This window comes from Sphingomonas sp. (assembly GCF_042096255.1).
Lineage (GTDB): Bacteria > Pseudomonadota > Alphaproteobacteria > Sphingomonadales > Sphingomonadaceae > Sphingomonas.
Window position 1 is genome coordinate 1 of the sequence record NZ_JBELLZ010000077.1, and the last position, 17,278, is coordinate 17,278.

Consider the following 17,278-nt stretch of genomic DNA (forward strand, 5'->3'; position numbering starts at 1 on the left):
TGCTCTTCCGATCTCGCCTATCCGCGCGCCTATGACGCCGGCAAGGCGCTCCACGCCGCCGCCCGCGCGCAGGGCGAGCACGGCTATGGCGCGCACTGGGCCGGCCAAGGCGCGCCACTGGCGCGCGCGCTGCCGGCGGCGGAGCTGGTCGAGATACTGCGGCAGGAACTGGCCGCGGCGCGAGGGGCCTAGCCCGGCACCACCGCCACCACCGGCGCCTCGCCGCGCGCCAGCCGCACCCGCAACACGCCGCCCTCCACCGCCATCCGCATCTCGAATCCCGCGGCGCCATCCCAGTCGCCATCCGCCATCGGCACGCCATCCAGCCGGAACCAGGCCGCATCGTGCCGGATCGCCGCGTCGCCGATCTCCGGATGCGCCGCGCGCAACGCCGCGAGCTGCGCGACGAAATCCACCAGCATCCCGTCCCGCCCCGTCCAGTCGAGCCACGCCAGCGCGTCCTGCGCATAGGCGTTGTTGTTGCCCCCCTGCGTCCGTCCGAACTCGTCGCCCGCGGTCAGCAGGATCGTCCCGCGCGAAGCGAACAGCGCCGCCAGCATCCCCCGCACCGCCAGGTCGCGCGCCGCCTGCACCGCAGGATCGTCGCTCGGTCCTTCGACGCCGCTGTTCCAGCTGACCTCGTCGGCATGGCCGTCGCGATTGTCCTCGCCGTTCGCGTGATTGTGGCGGTGGGCGTAAGCGACCGTATCGGCGAGGGTGAAGCCGTCATGCGCCGCGACGAAGTTGACGCTGCGGGTCCGCTTGGCCCCGAACACGTCGGTCGATCCCGCCAGCCGCATCGCCAGCGGCCCCGCGCCACCATCGCCGCGCCAGAAGCGGCGCACGTCGTCGCGGAACCGGTCGTTCCACTCCAGCCAGCCCTCCGGAAACTGGCCGAGCCGATAGCCGCCCGGCCCTACGTCCCACGGCTCGGCGATCATCACCCGATCCCTCAGCACCGGATCCGCGGCGATCTCGGCGAAGATCGGCGCGCCGGGATCGAACCCGGGCGACCGCGCCATCACCGTGGCGAGATCGAAGCGGAAGCCGTCCACCCCCGCCTGGGTGACGAAGTGACGCATCGCCTCCAACGCCAGCGCGCGCACGGCTGGATTGCCGAAATCGAGCGTGTTGCCGGTGCCGGTGTCGTTGATCAGCGTTCCGTCCGGCGCGCGCGCGTACATCGCATCGTCCAGCCCGCGCAGACTTAGCGTCGGGCCATACAGGTCGCTCTCGCCGCTGTGATTGAAGACGAGGTCGAGGATTGTGCCGATCCCCGCCGCGCGCAGCGCCGCCACCGCGTCGCGCAGCTCGGCGACACCACCCGGCGCCAGTCGCGGGTCGAGCGCCATCGGCACGACGGGATTGTAGCCCCAGGCGTTGGTGAGCCCGAGCGGCGGCAGATGCCGCTCATCGATCCACGCCACGATCGGCATCAGCTCCACCGCCGACACATTGAGCCGCCGGAGATGCGCAATCACCGCAGGATGGCCCATCGCCGCCACCGTCCCGCGCAGCGCCACCGGCACGTCGGGATGCCGCATGGTGAAGCCGCGCACGTTGAGCTCGTAGATCAGTCCGCCCTCGCGGAACACGCGGGGCGCGTGCACCGGCGCCACCGTCGCGCGCACCACCGCCTTGGGCACCAGCGTCGCGGTGTCGACCCCCGTCTCCCCCAGTCGCGGGTCATAGGCGAACGGCTTGTCGATCTCGGTCGCATGCGGATCGACGAGCAGCTTCGCCGGATCATGTGGCGGCGGCCCGTCGGCGCGAAAGCCGTAGCGCGTCCCCTCGCCCGCCGGCACCGTTACCGACCAGTTCTCGCCATTCCGCAGCATCGTCACCCGCGTCTCGCGCTCGGCCGCGTCGAACAGGCATAGCCACACGGCGGAAGCGCGCGGCGCGCGGACGGTGAAGGTCATGCGGGGAGTGTCGACGTCAGGACTGAGCATGCCACTGGCATAGACATTGGTACGTCGAACCTGAACCACCGCGCCTTACGCCGCCAGTGCCCACGCTCGCTCACGCCCGGAGCGCGACCCGCGGCGGGCTGGCGTGCCGCCGTCGCGGCGCCCGTCTCGTCCGCTCCATAAACGGCCGCTCCACCACGGTGTAGAAGGCCAACGCCAGCAACACCGCCATCACCGTCGCGACCGGCGCAGTGAGGGTCAGCGGCAGCGAGGCGGGCCACCACCGCCGCGCCGCCATCTCGAACAGTTCGAAGACCAATGCGTGCGACAGGTACAGCGAGAACGACGCCTCGCCGAGCGTAGCGGCGATCCGCATCGGCGTCGTCGCGAACAGCCGCGGCACCTGCGCCTCGCAGGCGAGCAGCGCACACAGCAGCATCGCCGCCGCCCCGCCCCACAGCGCCACGCGCAGCAGCCCGGGCGCGCCCAGCGGCTGCACCGGCACCGCCGCGCCGTGGAAAAGATGCAGCACCGCGGCCGTCGCCGGGAACGCCAGAGCGGCAGCGATCAGCAGCGCGGGCCATGGCAGCCGCGCGACACCGCCGCGCCAGCGATGCAGCGCGACCCCGGCGAGGAACTGGAGCTGGAATGGCGACAGCAGGTGGAACAGGTCCCCCGAGGTCCCTGCCGGAGCCAGCGCCCAGGCAAAGGCGGCCGCGCCGAGGGTCGCCATCGCAATCGGCAGGTAGCGGTTCCGCCCAGCCTGCAAGAGGCCGGCGACCACGAGGTAGAAGAGCAGTTCATGCTCGAGACTCCAGCCGACGCCCAGCACCGGCACATCGCGCTGCGGGAGCAGGAGCAATGAGGCGAACATCTGCTCCGGGTCCGGCGCGCCGCGCCCCTTCAGCGCCCCGACGAGCAGCACCGCGGCAGTGAACAGCCAGTAGAAGGGGACGATACGGACCAGCCGGCGCACCGCGAACCGGCCAGCATCGCGGCTCCGCTGCGCGACATCGGCGATGATGAAGCCGCTGATGACGAAGAAGATGTCGACGCCGGCCTGCCCGAACTCGAACAATCCGTGCAGATAAGGGCTTCCGTCCAGCCCGTGACGGATGGTCGGCACGTGGACCGACACCACCAGCAGCGCCGCAACCGCCCGTGCCACCTCCACGGAGCGATAGCGTGCCGGCGACCCCGCCGTCTGTGCATGGCCTGGCCGGCGGCCAAGCTCGTCCTGATCCATCCCCCGATCCGCAGACGTTGCCCCCGCGACGTCCGTCGCACACAAAGGTTACCGATCAGCCAAGCCGGACCGTTGCCTCGCTCAGGTCACCACGTCAGGCGCGGTGCGGCCGGTGTGGCGGGTGATGCCGGCGATCTCCTCCGCCGCAGCGACGACATCGGCCAGCATCGCGCCGGTCTCCGCATCGAGATCGCCGCCGGCGGGCTCGTAGCGTTCGAGATAGACGCGCAAGGTCGCGCCGCTGGTGCCGGTGCCGGACAGGCGGAAGACGACGCGCGACCCGCCTTCGAACAGCACGCGCACACCCTGGTTTCGGCTCACCGATCCGTCGGTCGGGTCCTCATAGGCGAAATCGTCCGCCGCAGCGATCGTCAGCCCGCCGATGGTGGTGCCGGGTAACGTACCCATATGCGCGCGCAGGTGTGCCATCAGCGCGTCCGCACCGGCGCTGTCGACGCCCTCGTAATCGTGGCGCGCGTAGTAATTGCGGCCATATTCCGCCCAATGGTCGCGCGCGATCGCGTCCACCGACTTTCCCGCCGCCGCCAGGATGTTGAGCCACAGCAGCACCGCCCACAGCCCGTCCTTCTCGCGGACATGGTCGCTGCCGGTGCCCGCGCTCTCCTCACCGCAGATCGTCGCCATGCCGGCGTCGAGCAGGTTGCCGAAGAACTTCCACCCGGTCGGCGTCTCATAGGCGGGCACTTCCAGCTTCGCGGCGACACGATCGGCGGCGGCGCTGGTCGGCATCGATCGCGCGATGCCCTTCAGCCCCGCGGCGTAGCCGGGCGCGAGGTGCGCATTGGCGGCGAGCATCGCCAAGCTGTCCGAGGGTGTGATGAAGCGCCCGCGCCCGACGATCAGGTTGCGGTCGCCGTCGCCGTCGCTCGCCGCCCCGAAGTCGGGCGCCTCGGGCGACATCATCAGCTCGTACAGCTCGCGCGCATGGACCAGGTTCGGATCGGGATGGTGGCCGCCGAAATCCTCCAGCGGCGTGCCGTTACGCACCGTGCCGGCCGCGAAGCCGAGGCGCCGCTCCAGGATCTCGGTGGCATAGGGGCCGGTCACCGCGCTCATCGCATCGAACGCGACCGTCAGCCCCGCGGCGCGGATCGCGGCAAAGTCGAACAGCTGCTCCATCAGCGCGGCATAATCGGCGACCGGATCGACCACCTCGACGATCATCTCGCCCAGCCGCGTCTCGCCAGGCGTGTCGATGTCGACCGCGCCGTCCGCGATCCGGTATTCGGCAATCTCCAGTGTACGTGCGTGGATCGCTTCCGTCACCTTCTCGGGCGCGGGGCCGCCGTTGGCGATGTTGTACTTGATCCCGAAATCCTCGTCGGGGCCGCCCGGGTTGTGGCTCGCCGAGAGCACCAGCCCGCCGATCGCGCCGCGGATGCGGATCAGGTTCGACGCCGCCGGCGTCGAGAGGATGCCCCCCTGCCCGACCACCACGCGCCCGAAGCCGTTGGCCGCGGCCATGCGGATCGCCTTGGCAATGACTTCGCGGTTGAGGAAGCGCCCGTCGCCGCCGATCACCAGGGTGGTGCCCGCCTTGCCCTCCACCGCATCGAACACCGCCTGGATGAAGTTCTCGGCGTAGTTCGGCTGCTGGAAGACGCGCACCTTCTTGCGCAGGCCCGAGGTGCCCGGCTTCTGGTCGGTGTACGGCGTGGTCTGGATCGTCTGGATCATATTAGCCCTCTTGTACCCCTGCGAAGGCGGGGGCCCAGTCTGGGCTCCCGCCTTCGCGGGAGCACATCACCCTTGCAAAAGACTCCGGTACAGCTCCGCATACCGCCGCCCGCTTTCCCCCCAGGAGAAGTCCGCGCGCATGCCCTGCCGCTGCATCGCCGCCCAGCCGTCGCGATTCTCCCAAAGCGCCATCGTCCGGCGCAGCGCGTGGCGCAAGCCATCGGGCGACAGGTCGGCGAATTGCACGCCGGTGGCGACGCCCGCGGCAGCGGCGGCGAGGTTGGCGTCGATCACCGTGTCGGCGAGGCCGCCGGTGCGCGCCACCACCGGCACGCAGCCATAGGCAAGGCCGTAGAGCTGGGTCAGCCCGCACGGCTCGAACCGCGAGGGGATCAGGATCGCATCCGCCCCGCCCTGGAGCAGGTGCGACAAGGGCTCGTCATAGCCGATGCGCACGCCGATCCGGCCCGGGTGCCGGTCCGCGGCGGCGAGGAACGCCTGCTCCAGCGCATGGTCGCCCGAGCCGAGCAGGGCCAGCCGCCCGCCCATCGCGACCAGGTCGTCGAGGCCCATTGCGAGCACGTCCATGCCCTTCTGCCAGGTCAGCCGGCTGATCACGGTGAAGATCGGCCCGTCGCCGGTCTCCAGCCCGAACATCTTTTCGACCGCGCGTTTGTTCGCCGCGCGTTTTGCGAGTGTCTTGGCATCGTAGCGCGCGGGCAGCGCCGCGTCGGTTTCGGAGTTCCACACTTCGGGATCGATGCCGTTGGCGATGCCGTGCACGTCCGCGGCCCGGCCGGCGATCAACCCCTCCAGCCCCATGCCGAACGCGGGCGTGCGGATCTCCTGCGCATAGGTGGGGCTGACGGTGGTGATCGCGTCGGCGGAGACCAGCCCCGCCTTGAGCAGGCCGACGCCGCCATAATATTCGACCCCGTCGAGCGCGAAGGCATGGCCGGGTAGCGCCAGATACGGAAACACCCCCGCATCGAACCAGCCCTGGAAGGCGATGTTGTGGATGGTGACCAGGCTCTTGGCCACGGTGGTGCCTGCCTCGCGATCGTAGCGGAGGTAGGCGGGCGCCATCGCCGCCTGCCAGTCGTGCGCGTGGACGATGTCATACCCGTGGCCCCCCACCTTGCCGCCCGCGATGTCGGCGGCGGCGCGGCCGAGGGCAGCGAAGCGGCGCCAGTTATCGTCCCAGTCGCGCCCGTCCGCATCGGCGTAGGGCCCGCCCGCGCGCGCGAACAGCTCGGGCGCGTCGAGCACCAGCAAAGCATGCCCCGCGATCTCGCCGCCGAGCAGCCGCGCCTGCACGCCGAGCAGGTCGTCCCATTTGGCGAGCACCCGCCCGCGCACCGCCTCGGCGAGTTGGGGATAGCCCGGCACCAAAGTGGTCACCGCCACGCCATGCGGCGACAGCGCGCCGGGCAGCGCGCCGACCACGTCGGCGAGCCCGCCGGTCTTGACCAGCGGAAAGGCCTCGGAAGCGACGGAAAGGACGTTCACGCCCGTCCTCCCCTGCAAGGGGAGGTGGCGCGCAGCGTCGGAGGGGTATCCCCCCCTCGATAGCGCGACACCCCTCCGTCTCGCTGCGCGAGCCACCTCCCCTTGCAGGGGCGGATCGTAGGTCTCGCGCTCACAGCCGGTCGATCATCGGCTGGGTGATCAGCACCACGCCATTGTCGGTGCGGCGGAAGCGCTGGGCGTCCAGCTCGGGATCGTCGCCCACCACCAGCCCGTCGGGGATCACCACGCCGCGGTCGATCACCACCTTGCGCAACCGCGCGCCGCGGCCGACGTGGACGTAGGGCAGCACCACCGCCTCGTCGAGCATCGCGAAGCTGTGCGCACGCACCCCGGTGAACAGCAGCGACCGATGCACCGACGCGCCCGAGACGATGCAGTCGCCCGACACCAGGCTCGCCACCGCCGATCCGCGCCGCCCGTCGATGTCGTGGACGAACTTGGCCGGCGGGGTCAGTTCCGAATAGGTCGAGATCGGCCAGTGCCGATCGTACAGGTCCAGCTCGGGCAGCACGTCGGTCAGGTCGATGTTCGCCGCCCAGTATGCGTCCACCGTACCCACGTCGCGCCAATAGCTGCCCGCCTCGTGCGTCGAGCGCACGCAGGAGCGCGAGAACAGGTGCGCCACCGCCTTGCCGTGCTTGACGATGTGCGGGATGATATCCTTGCCGAAATCGCGCGCCGAGCCTTCGGCGGCGGCGTCGCGGCGCAACTCCTCGATCAGGAACCGCGTGTTGAATACATAGATGCCCATCGAGGCGAGCGCGACATCAGGCTTGCCCGGCATCGCCGGCGGGTCGGCGGGCTTCTCGACAAAGTCGATGATCCGGTCGTGCTCGTCGACATGCATCACGCCGAAGGCGACCGCGTCCATCCGCGGCACCTCCAGGCAGGCCACCGTCACGTCCGCGCCGCTGTCGCAATGCTGCTGGAGGAGCAGCTCGTAATCCATCTTGTAGATGTGATCCCCGGCCAGGATCACCATATATTCGACGCCATACGCCTCGATGATGTCGATGTTCTGGTACACTGCGTCGGCGGTGCCCTCATACCATTGGAATTCGGACACGCGCTGGCTGGCGGGCAGGATGTCGAAGCTCTCGTTGCGCTCCGGCCGCAGGAAGTTCCAGCCGCGCTGCAGGTGACGGATCAGCGAATGCGCCTTGTATTGCGTCGCCACGCCGATGCGGCGGATGCCGCTGTTCACCGCGTTCGACAAGGCGAAGTCGATGATCCGGCTCTTGCCGCCGAAATAGACCGCGGGCTTGGCGCGGGTGTCGGTCATCTCGTGCAGCCGGCTGCCGCGGCCGCCGGCCAGAACATAGGCCATCGCGTCGCGCGCGAGTGGCTGCCTCAAGCGATCCATCCCCTGTTCTCCTTTCCTAGCCTCCCCTCCCTAAGAGGGAGGGGCCGGAGGTGGGTGGAGGCCCGATGGTACGTCTGCCGCTATCCCATGCAGCGCCGTATCGCCTGGCCTCCACCCACCCCAACCCCTCCCTTCCAGGGAGGGGCAAACTCTCCTCACCCCGCCCACTCCAGCATCACCGTGGCGAGCGGGGGCAGCGCGACCAGCGCGGCGCCGTCCTTGGCGACCACGCCGCCCAGATTGCCCAGCCCCGATCCCCAGTAATCATGGGCGTTGCTGTTCAGGATCTCGCGCCACTTGCCGTCGTGCGGCACCGGCAGGCGATAGGGAACGCGCGCCACCGGCGTCATGTTGCTGATCACCGCGATCGGCCGCTCGCCCGGCGCCTTGCGCAGCCAGGCGAAGACCGAGCCGGCGGCATCGTCCGCCACCAGCCACTCGAACCCTTCGCCCTCGCAGTCGCGCGCGTGCAGCGCCGGCTTCTCGCGGTAGAGGCGGTTCAGATCCCGGACCAGTTTGCGCACGCCGCCATGCGCGTGGCTGCCGGTCAGGTCCCAGTCGAGTGCGCGCTCCTCGCTCCATTCGCGGCGCTGGGCGAACTCCTGCCCCATGAACAGCAATTTCTTGCCCGGATAGCCCCACATGAAGGCGTAATAGGCGCGCAGGTTGGCGAACTGCTGCCAGTCGTCGCCGCTCATCTTGGCGAGGAGGGAGCCCTTGCCGTGCACCACCTCGTCATGGCTCAGCGGCAGCACATAATTCTCGCTGAAGGCGTAGGTCAGGCCGAAGGTGATGTCGTTGTGGTGGTGCGCGCGGTGAACCGGCTCACGCGCCATGTACTGGAGCGTGTCGTGCATCCAGCCCATGTTCCACTTGAAGCCGAAGCCCAGGCCGCCCTCATGCGCCGGGGTGGTCACCCCTGGCCAGGCAGTTGATTCCTCGGCAACGGTGAACACGCCCCGATGCTGGCCATAGACCTCGCGATTCATCCGGCGGAGGAACTCCACCGCTTCCCAATTCTCCCGCCCGCCGCCCTCGTTGGGGATCCACTCGCCGCTCTTGCGGCTATAGTCGCGGTACAGCATCGAGGCGACCGCATCGACGCGCAGGCCATCAACATGGTAGCGCTCGGCCCAGAACAGCGCGTTGTTGACCAGGAACGACGAAACCTCGTTGCGGCCGAAATTATAGATCGCGGTATTCCAGTCGGGATGGAAGCCGAGCCGCGGATCGTCATGCTCGTAAAGCGCGGTGCCGTCGAAGCGCGCCAGGCCATGCGCGTCGGTGGGGAAATGCGCGGGCACCCAGTCGACCAGCACGCCGATTCCGGCGCGGTGCGCGCCGTCAACGAAGCGCGCGAACCCCTCATGGTCGCCGAAGCGCGCGCTGGGCGCATAGAGACCGGTGGTCTGGTAGCCCCAGCTCGGATCATAGGGATGCTCGCTGACCGGCAGGAACTCGATATGCGTGAACCCCAGTTCGACGACATAGGGGATCAGCCGGTCGGCCAGCGCGTCCCAGGTCAGGAACCAGCCGTTCTCGTCGCGGTCCCACGATCCGGCATGCACCTCGTAGATGCTGATCGGCACCCGGCGGGGGTCGATCGCCGCCCAATAGGCGCGATGATCCTGGTCGCCCCAGACATGCGCGTCGGGCGCGGTGGTGAGCGAGGCGGTGCGCGGCCGCAGCTCGGCGGCGAGCGCGAAGGGATCGGCCTTGGCGGGCTGCAAGCGCCCGTCCGCGCCGATCAGCTCGAACTTGTAGGCCCGGCCCGCGTCCAGGTCGGGCAGGAAAATCTCCCACACCCCCGTTTCGCGCTTGCGCATCGGGTGGCGGCGCCCGTCCCAGTCGTTGAAGTCGCCCACCACCGACACGCGCTGCGCATTGGGCGCCCACACCGCGAAGTGGATGCCGGTCGCGCCCTCATGCTCGATCCGGTGCGCGCCCATCTTGTGGTGGAGGCGGTAGTGCGTGCCCTCGCCCATCAGGAAATCGTCGGTGGGCCCCAGCACCGGGCCGAAGCTGTAGGGATCGGTCAGCCACCATTCGGCGCCGAAGCCCTGCGCCTTGTATTTCAACGGCTGCGGCGCGCCCGCGATCGTCCCCTCGAACAGCCCCTCGGGATCGGCCATTTCCAGCGTACCGAGCGGCTCCCCGGCGAGCGACTGCGCTTCCAGCGTCTCGGCACCCGGCACGAAGGCGCGCACGAACGTGCCCTCGGGCCCGGCATGCGGGCCGAGGAGCGAGAACGGGTCCGCGTGGCGCCCCTGGAGCAGCGCGTCGAGAGCACCACGCGGCGGCCTCACATCACCGTCCAGATGTCACGGGCGTACTCACGGATCGTACGGTCGGAGGAGAACCAACCCATGCCCGCGACGTTGCGAATCGCACTCGCCTGCCAGCCGTCGCGATCGGCCCAGCGGCGGTCGACCTGCCGCTGCGCCCCGGCATAGGCATCGAAGTCCGCCGCCACCATGAACCAGTCGCTGTCGTACAGCCCGCCGATCAAAGCCTTGTAGCGATCGGGATCGTCGGGCGAGAAGACGCCGCTGGCGATCGCATTGAGCGCCTGTTGCAACTCGGGCGACCCCTCGATCACCTCGCGCGGCACGTAACTCTCGCGGCGGTGCGCCACCTCGTCGGCGGTCATGCCGAAGATGACAATATTGTCGTCGCCCACCCGGTCCTTGATTTCGATATTGGCGCCGTCGAGCGTGCCGATGGTCAGCGCGCCGTTCAGCGCGAACTTCATGTTGCCGGTGCCCGAGGCTTCCATCCCCGCGGTGGAGATCTGCTCGGAAAGGTCTGCGGCGGGGATGATCCGCTCGGCCAGGCTGACGTTGTAGTTCGGCACGAACACCACGCGCAGCAGCCCGCCCACCGCGGGATCGCCGTTCACCCGCCGCGCCACGTCGTTCGCCAGTTTGATGATCAACTTGGCATTGTGGTAGCTCGACGCCGCCTTGCCCGCGAACACCTTGACCCGCGGCGTCCAGTCGCGCTCGGGATGGCTGCGGATCTGGTCATAGAGCGCCACCGTCTCGACGATGTTGAGCAGCTGGCGCTTATATTCGTGGATGCGCTTGATCTGCACGTCGAACAATGCATCCGGGTCCAGCCGCAGGCCCATGCTCTCCCGGATGTAATCGCTCAGGCCCACCTTGTTCGAACGCTTCACCTGACTGAATCGCTCCCGGAACGAGGCGTCATTCGTATATTGCTCCAGATCAGCCAGCCGCTCGGCATCGTCGCGGAAGCCATCGCCGATCGCCTCGGCGATCAGTGCGGTCAGGCCGGGGTTGGATTCCATCAGCCAGCGGCGCGGGGTGATGCCGTTGGTCTTGTTGTTGATCCGCTCGGGGTGGAGCCGGTGGAGGTCGGCGAACACCGTCTTCTTCATCAGATCGGTATGCAGCGCGGCGACGCCGTTGACGCTGTGCGCCCCCGCGAACGCCAGATTGGCCATTCGCACCCGCCGCTCGCCCCCTTCGTCGATCAGGCTGATCGCGGCGATGGCGCGATCGTCGCTGCCCTTTGCCCGCGCTTCGCGCAGCAGCCGGGCGTTGATCGCATAGACGAGCTGCATGTGCCGCGGCAGCAGCCGCTCGAACAACGGCAGCGGCCAGCTTTCCAGCGCCTCGGGCAACAATGTGTGGTTGGTGTAGCCGAAGGTGCGCTGCGTGATTGACCAAGCCTCGTCGAAGGCAAGGTCGTGATGGTCGACCAGCAGCCGCATCAGCTCCGCAACCGACACCGCCGGGTGCGTGTCGTTGAGCTGGATCGCCGCCTTGTCCGCCAACGTGCGGATGTCGCCATGGTACTGGACGTGGCGGCGGACGATGTCCTGGATCGAGGCGGAGGAGAAGAAATACTCCTGCCGCAGCCGCAGCTCCTGCCCCGCCGCGGTGGAATCCGCCGGGTAGAGCACCCGCACCAAAGCCTCGGCGCGCACCTGCCCCGCCAGCGCGCCGGCATGGTCGCCGGCGTTGAACGCATCGAGCCGGATCGGGTCGAACGCGCGCGCGGTCCACAGCCTGAGCGTGTTGACCCGCTTGGCCCGGTATCCCACCACCGGCGTGTCCACCGCGATCGCTTCCACCGCTTCCGCCGGGCTCCAGTGGACGCGGCCCTGCTCGTCTCCGGTCACTTCGCCACCGAAGCCGACGAAATAGGCGCTCTCGCGCCGCTCGAACTCCCAGGGATTGCCGTGCTGGAGCCAGGTCTCGGGCAGCTCGATCTGCCAGCCGTCCTTGATCCGCTGCCGGAACATGCCGTTCACATAGCGGATGCCATAGCCATAAGCGGGCAGGTCCAGCGTCGCCAGGCTCTCCATGAAACACGCCGCCAGCCGGCCCAGCCCGCCATTGCCCAGCGCCGCATCGGGCTCGATCTCGGCGATCTCGGCCAGATCCACGCCCAGCTCGGCCAAGGCTGCGCGGATGCTCTCCGTGCGTCCCAGGTTGGAGAGCGCGTCGCGCAGCAGCCGCCCGATCAGGAACTCCAGGCTCAGGTAATAGACCCGTTTCGCCCCCGCCGCATGCGCCGCACGGGTCGAGTCCATCCACGTCTCGATGATCTCGTCACGCACCGTGTAGATGGTGGCGGCCAGCCAGTCGTGCGGCCGCGCCGCCCGCGTATCCTTGCCGATCCGGTGGACGAGGATGTCGACGATCGACTCGGCGAGTGGGCTCAGGGGCGCATCGGTCATGGCGCGCATGCTTAACGCGCCCGTCCGCCCTGTCACGCACCGCGGGCGTTGCGCGGCGCGTCAGGTCGGGGCACGAACGCGCGCGTGACCCGCCTGCGCACACCGCTCGCCGCCCTTCTCGCCCTCGCGCTCGTGCTGCGCCTGATCGCGGCCTGGCATCCCAGCATGGCCCACCCGGACGAGGTGTTCCAATATCTGGAGCAATCGCATCGCCTCGTGTTCGGCAACGGCTTCGTGCCTTGGGAATATCGCGACGGGATGCGCGGCTGGGCGGTGCCGGTGCTGCTCGCCGCGCCGATGTGGCTGGGCGGGCTGGTCGCGGACACGCAGCTCTACCTGCTGCTCCCGCGCCTGCTGGTTGCGGTGTCGACGCTCGGCATCGTCTGGGCGGCCTGGTCGCTCGGCCGGCGCGAGAGCCCGCTGCATGGGCTGCTCGCCGCGCTGGTGGCGGCGATCTGGTACGAACAGGTCTTCTACGCCGCGCACACGCTGACCGAGACGATGGCGACCGCCGCGGCGCTGCCAGCCTTCGCGTTGCTGCTGCGCGCGAAGCACCTGCCGCTCGCCGGCGCGCTGCTCGCCTTCGCCGCGGTGGCGCGCTTCCACTATGGCCCGGTGCTCGCCTTCGTGGTGCTGTGGCGCACAGGGCGCGATGTCGGCGCGTGGCGCCTGCTGCTGCTCGGCGCCGCCCCCGTGCTCGCCGTCTCGGCCGCTGCCGACTGGGCAATGCACATGCCCCCCTTCTCCTGGATCGAGGCCAATGTCCGCCGCAACGTGGTCGACGGCGCCGCGGACACGTTCGGCGTGTCGGGGCCGAACTTCTACCTCAGGGCGCTGGGCGCATGGTGGGTGTGGGCGTTCATCCCGATCACCTTCCTCGCCATCCTCGGCAGCCGACGCCAGCCGGTGCTGCTCGCCGCTGCGATCGCGACCATCCTCCTCCACACCGCGATCGGCCACAAGGAAGCGCGCTTCATCCTGCTCGCCTCCACCCTGCTCGTGATCCTGGCGGCGTTCGGCACCGCCAACGTCGTGCAACTGTTCGAGCCCTCACAGCGCCGCCGCGCCGCGATCGCCGCCGCCGGCCTATGGATCGCCGCCAGCCTCCTGATCGGCCTCACCGGGGAGCGGCGCTTCCGCTGGAGCGAACAGTCCGGCACCATGGCCGCCGCCTGGGCGGCGGGACAGGATCCGAAGCTCTGCGGCCTCGCCACGATCGACCAGCAATATTGGCAGTTCGGTGGCTATGCAGCGCTGCACCGGAACGTGCCGGTCTATCCGCTGACCCCGGCCGAGGATTTCGCCAAACCGCGGACGGTGGCCGAGGTCCGGGCCCTTGCTCCCTCGTTCAACGCGGTGCTGGTCACGCCCGCGCGCCACCATGTCGTTCCGCCTGAATACCGCCTGGTCACCTGCAAGGTGCCACGCGCACCCAACGCCACCCTGGGCGAGCGCTGGCCGCGCGGCATGTGCCTGTATCGGCGCGCGGGCGGCTGCGATCCCGGACCGGCGCGGGGCTGGTGGCTGCACTGACGCCCCGGCCGATCAGCCGCCACCCGATCCACTCTCCGCCGCCGCCAGCGCCTCGATCACCGCCTGCCACCGCGCGGCGAAATCGGGATCGCGCTTGCGCACATCATAAGCGGTGCTCTCGTCCCGCCCGATCTCCCGCGCCGCCAGCCGCACCTGCTCATGCTGGCGCAGCGCAAGAAGAAAGGGGGTGCTGTTATCGGCGGTCCACCGCGTCCGAGGATTGACGGCCATGATGCGCTCCTCTCGACAGAGGGAGCGCACCATCTATCGCATGTCGGGGTCTGTAGGACAGCGGGAAAGTGGCGGCGGGCTGCCCGATCTCCCGGTTACGGTCTGCGCTGCGTGGCACGAGGGGACACTGCGCTAGGTGCGGAGGAAAAGTCCGATACAGTGTCCCTCTAACATTACCGCAACTCCCAACAGAACGCTCGACCTTAGAAGAGAAAAATGTAGGGAAGTTCGTCCATCCACTCGTTGCTTGAGGCGAAGCCAGAGATAGCTCCATAGTTCCGTTCCATTGTAACCGAACTCCAATCCAGGGTAGGTTCATACGAAAGGTTAATGTTTATTCCTCCCGCACCGGAAGAGAGGTCCCCAATAGATATATGGATGCCATGATCAACGGTCTTGAGTGAAGCATACGGACGGTCGGGTTGCGGATACCAGTTACCCTCTCCGTGGACAAGCTCTATATAGCCGGACTTAGCCACTTCTGGCTTGTCTTCTTCAGTGTACTCAAAGAAGCCATATTCTTCATATCCTGATATTGGTTGACCATCATAAGCAAATGTACTACCAGAAAGCCAGGAGTTAGTTTCAGCGACTTCCATGGGAGTGCCGTAGAAGCTATTATACAGCTTATCCACAACTACAGACTTACCCACAATGCGCTGCCCATCCACAAATATCTGGTCTTCGGCGTCCAAGGACACGATCTCGTTATACCCGATATAAAAACGCCTGTCAGGACCATCCACAAAGTCCCAGTCATCTCCATCAAAACTCCATATCATTTCGCGAATATTCAACATTAAGGCATACCCGCCCTTCTCCGCGCTCGAGAGGGCGTTATATTCCCTGCCGTTCAAGGCCGTTGAACTAAAGTGAAACTGGTCCGCGCCAGGCCCTCCGTCTGCCGAGTCACCCGGCTTGAGATAGAACTTGTCGTCTCCCTCACCGCCAACGAACAAAACACCTGTACCGTCACCATGGAACTCATCGTTGAAGCGCGATCCCGTTATTTTCTCAACCGAAGCGATCTTGTCGCCGGTCGCTTCCGTCACCGCGCCGTTCGTGAGCAACCCGACCGTCACCTGGCTCGGATCGGCCGCGCCTATCCGAAGCGAGAGGTCGATCGTCACTCCGCTGGCAGCATAGAAGTAGCTCGCTTCATCGGTCCCATTTCCACCAATGAGCGCGTCCGCTCCCATACCTCCTTCAAGATAGTCGTTGGCATATCCGCCATACAAGACATCGTCGCTGTCGCCACCTACCAGACGATCAACGCCGGCACTCCCCCGCAACGTATCCGATCCGGCACTACCATAGAAATAATCACTCCCTCCAGAGCCCTTCATAGAGTCGTTACCAGAAAAGCCGAATGCTAAGATGGCAGGATTGGACGCCCACCCAGAAAAATCAATGTTGTTATCGTTTGGTCCTCCTTGATCTCCAAACCGAACGATGTCTACAACCGCAGAGTTTGTCAGGCTTCCTCTTTCTTGGTACAGCGCTCGTAGCTCCGAAAATATAGTAGAAGTTTCCACCGTAGCCGCATCGTACGAAACCCGCTTTCCATTAATATTGAGTTGCGTTGCAACGACGTTCTCAAATTCAACTGAGCTAGGTGAATAATAATAGATTCCGCTTGAGTTTAATCCCGTTATTTGTCCAGCGTTCATTGAAGAATCAGATGAATATCCTCCTGAGTCTCTATATGGATCCTTAGTCCCGTTCGCATGTCCGAGCTCATGAGCAAAGACCACATCACCTGACATACGGAACAGAGTGCCAGTGGCTGAGATTGCCCACACTCTTTGTGCAGGATCGAAAAGGATATATTCGTCATTGGCCGGCACGCCAGGCGACGCGGAGTTTGCCCGAACCCAGAAGGCCGGACCTGTCGATGGCGAATCTCCCACACGCAGCGCGCCTCTAGCAGCAAGACTCTCAAGGATCGCGGCTGTTTCTGGCGAGGAGTCGTATAATCGCCCAATAGTGTTTCGGATTTTAGCCTGAAAAGCAAGCGGGTCTGATGGCAAGTCAGGAATGTATCCAGTCTGATAGGTAAATGGTGTCCATGCACCACGAGACCACAAGATCAAGCTTTGCAAAACACTTGACTTGGACATTACCTATCTCCCACGCTCAACCTATCTCCCACGCTCGATTGCAATCCTAATAATCTGCTCACCGGCGTCGAACGGTCGAGTGTAATACTGCCTATTTCTGGCGTCAACGTAGAACTGATAACATCCAAGCCCCTGTGCAAATTGCACGCAGATCTTATCCTCGTAAACTAAATAGGGCAAAACTACTTGATACAATATCACTACTGCTGTGTACTTTCCATCAACACCAAAAGTCTCTGGCTCAGGCGATGTTTCCTTCGTGCCCACGCCATAGACCTCCGCACCGATGACCCTTTGTCGAAGTTCTTCTCCGCGGAGCTGGCGCAGCCCCTCAGGCAATGGCGAGCCATCATAGGTGGCGGGCCCGGCGCGAGCCGTCGAGCCGGCGATCACGAAAACCAGATTGGCTAATAGCATAGCGCCAACGCCCCAGCTGCGCACGTTCGATGCGCCTCCCCGTCCTGTCAGGCTGCGCATTTGCATCATCGGACCGCGCTCCGTGTCTTGTTGAATCGACCTTTTGTATAAGGTTGATCACCAAAGGGGTGCTGTTCGTCAACTGGACGCCGCTGACGCTCAGTGTCACCCCGTCCTGCGAACGTCTCGCAACCCCGCCCGCGCCCTTCCCCCCGCCCCGCGTGCGCGCTAAGGCGCGCGCCAGACTCTTTACGCCCGCTCCGGGCGCGCCCGTGCGCGATCGGTTCCACCGGTCCGCCTCCCCGCCGCGCCCGGTCCGGGCCGCACCTGTGGAAAGGACCCGCATGACCGCCATCGGCCACGATACCCTGAATGCCCGCAAGACCCTCCAGGCCGGCGGCACGTCCTACGATTATTACGATCTCAGCGTCGCCGCCGATAAGTTCGGCGACATCAGCCGCCTGCCCTTCTCGATGAAGGTGCTGCTGGAGAACATGCTCCGCTTCGAGGACGGCAAGACCG

At 66.7% G+C, this 17,278-nt stretch carries 11 protein-coding genes and 1 pseudogene; 2 read left to right on the forward strand and 10 right to left on the reverse strand.

Annotation, left to right across the window (positions count from 1 at the left end):
* A pseudogene (locus ACFDTH_RS13535) lies at positions 1 to 192 on the forward strand (nitronate monooxygenase); the annotation flags it as partial.
* Here ACFDTH_RS13535 and ACFDTH_RS13540 read toward each other — a convergent pair.
* From ACFDTH_RS13540 to ACFDTH_RS13570, 7 genes are all read right to left on the reverse strand, one after another.
* Positions 189 to 1,922: a glycogen debranching protein gene (locus tag ACFDTH_RS13540; RefSeq protein ID WP_375288070.1), complete on the reverse strand. Its 1,734-nt coding sequence runs from the start codon at positions 1,920 to 1,922 to the stop codon at positions 189 to 191. The pseudogene ACFDTH_RS13535 and the gene ACFDTH_RS13540 sit on opposite strands and share 4 nt — an antisense overlap.
* Positions 1,923 to 2,022: 100 nt before the next feature.
* Positions 2,023 to 3,156 carry an acyltransferase family protein gene (locus tag ACFDTH_RS13545; RefSeq protein WP_375288071.1) on the reverse strand — a complete coding sequence of 378 codons (1,134 nt, stop codon included), beginning with the start codon at positions 3,154 to 3,156 and terminating at the stop codon, positions 2,023 to 2,025.
* Positions 3,157 to 3,237: 81 nt separating this feature from the next.
* A complete protein-coding gene (locus ACFDTH_RS13550) occupies positions 3,238 to 4,854 on the reverse strand; it encodes an alpha-D-glucose phosphate-specific phosphoglucomutase (protein WP_375288072.1) in 1,617 nt (538 codons plus the stop codon).
* 66 nt (positions 4,855 to 4,920) lie between these two features.
* Complete coding sequence (gene glgA / locus ACFDTH_RS13555; protein ID WP_375288073.1) at positions 4,921 to 6,363, reverse strand: glycogen synthase GlgA; 1,443 nt, start codon at positions 6,361 to 6,363, stop codon at positions 4,921 to 4,923.
* A gap of 130 nt (positions 6,364 to 6,493) precedes the next feature.
* Entirely contained in the window at positions 6,494 to 7,747 is a 1,254-nt protein-coding gene (gene glgC, locus ACFDTH_RS13560) for a glucose-1-phosphate adenylyltransferase (RefSeq protein WP_375288074.1), read from the reverse strand.
* A 155-nt stretch (positions 7,748 to 7,902) separates the two neighbouring features.
* Positions 7,903 to 10,053 (reverse strand): 1,4-alpha-glucan branching protein GlgB, encoded by a 2,151-nt coding sequence (glgB, locus tag ACFDTH_RS13565; RefSeq protein ID WP_375288075.1) that lies wholly within the window; start codon positions 10,051 to 10,053, stop codon positions 7,903 to 7,905.
* Positions 10,050 to 12,455, reverse strand: a complete 2,406-nt coding sequence (locus ACFDTH_RS13570; protein WP_375288076.1) for a glycogen/starch/alpha-glucan phosphorylase — start codon at positions 12,453 to 12,455, stop codon at positions 10,050 to 10,052. Before ACFDTH_RS13570 ends, glgB begins: the two co-directional genes overlap by 4 nt.
* A gap of 84 nt (positions 12,456 to 12,539) precedes the next feature.
* On the opposite strand from ACFDTH_RS13570, the gene ACFDTH_RS13575 reads away from it, so the two are divergent.
* Positions 12,540 to 13,988 carry a hypothetical protein gene (locus ACFDTH_RS13575; RefSeq protein ID WP_375288077.1) on the forward strand — a complete coding sequence of 483 codons (1,449 nt, stop codon included), beginning with the start codon at positions 12,540 to 12,542 and terminating at the stop codon, positions 13,986 to 13,988.
* 12 nt (positions 13,989 to 14,000) lie between these two features.
* On the opposite strand, the gene ACFDTH_RS13580 is transcribed toward ACFDTH_RS13575, so the two are convergent.
* The 3 genes from ACFDTH_RS13580 to ACFDTH_RS13590 form a co-directional block, all read right to left on the reverse strand.
* Positions 14,001 to 14,219, reverse strand: a complete 219-nt coding sequence (locus ACFDTH_RS13580) for a hypothetical protein (protein ID WP_375288078.1) — start codon at positions 14,217 to 14,219, stop codon at positions 14,001 to 14,003.
* Between the two features lie 203 nt (positions 14,220 to 14,422).
* Positions 14,423 to 16,339 (reverse strand): calcium-binding protein, encoded by a 1,917-nt coding sequence (locus ACFDTH_RS13585; protein WP_375288079.1) that lies wholly within the window; start codon positions 16,337 to 16,339, stop codon positions 14,423 to 14,425.
* A gap of 21 nt (positions 16,340 to 16,360) precedes the next feature.
* Positions 16,361 to 16,825: a hypothetical protein gene (locus ACFDTH_RS13590; RefSeq protein WP_375288080.1), complete on the reverse strand. Its 465-nt coding sequence runs from the start codon at positions 16,823 to 16,825 to the stop codon at positions 16,361 to 16,363.
* Positions 16,826 to 17,278: the final 453 nt, after the last annotated feature.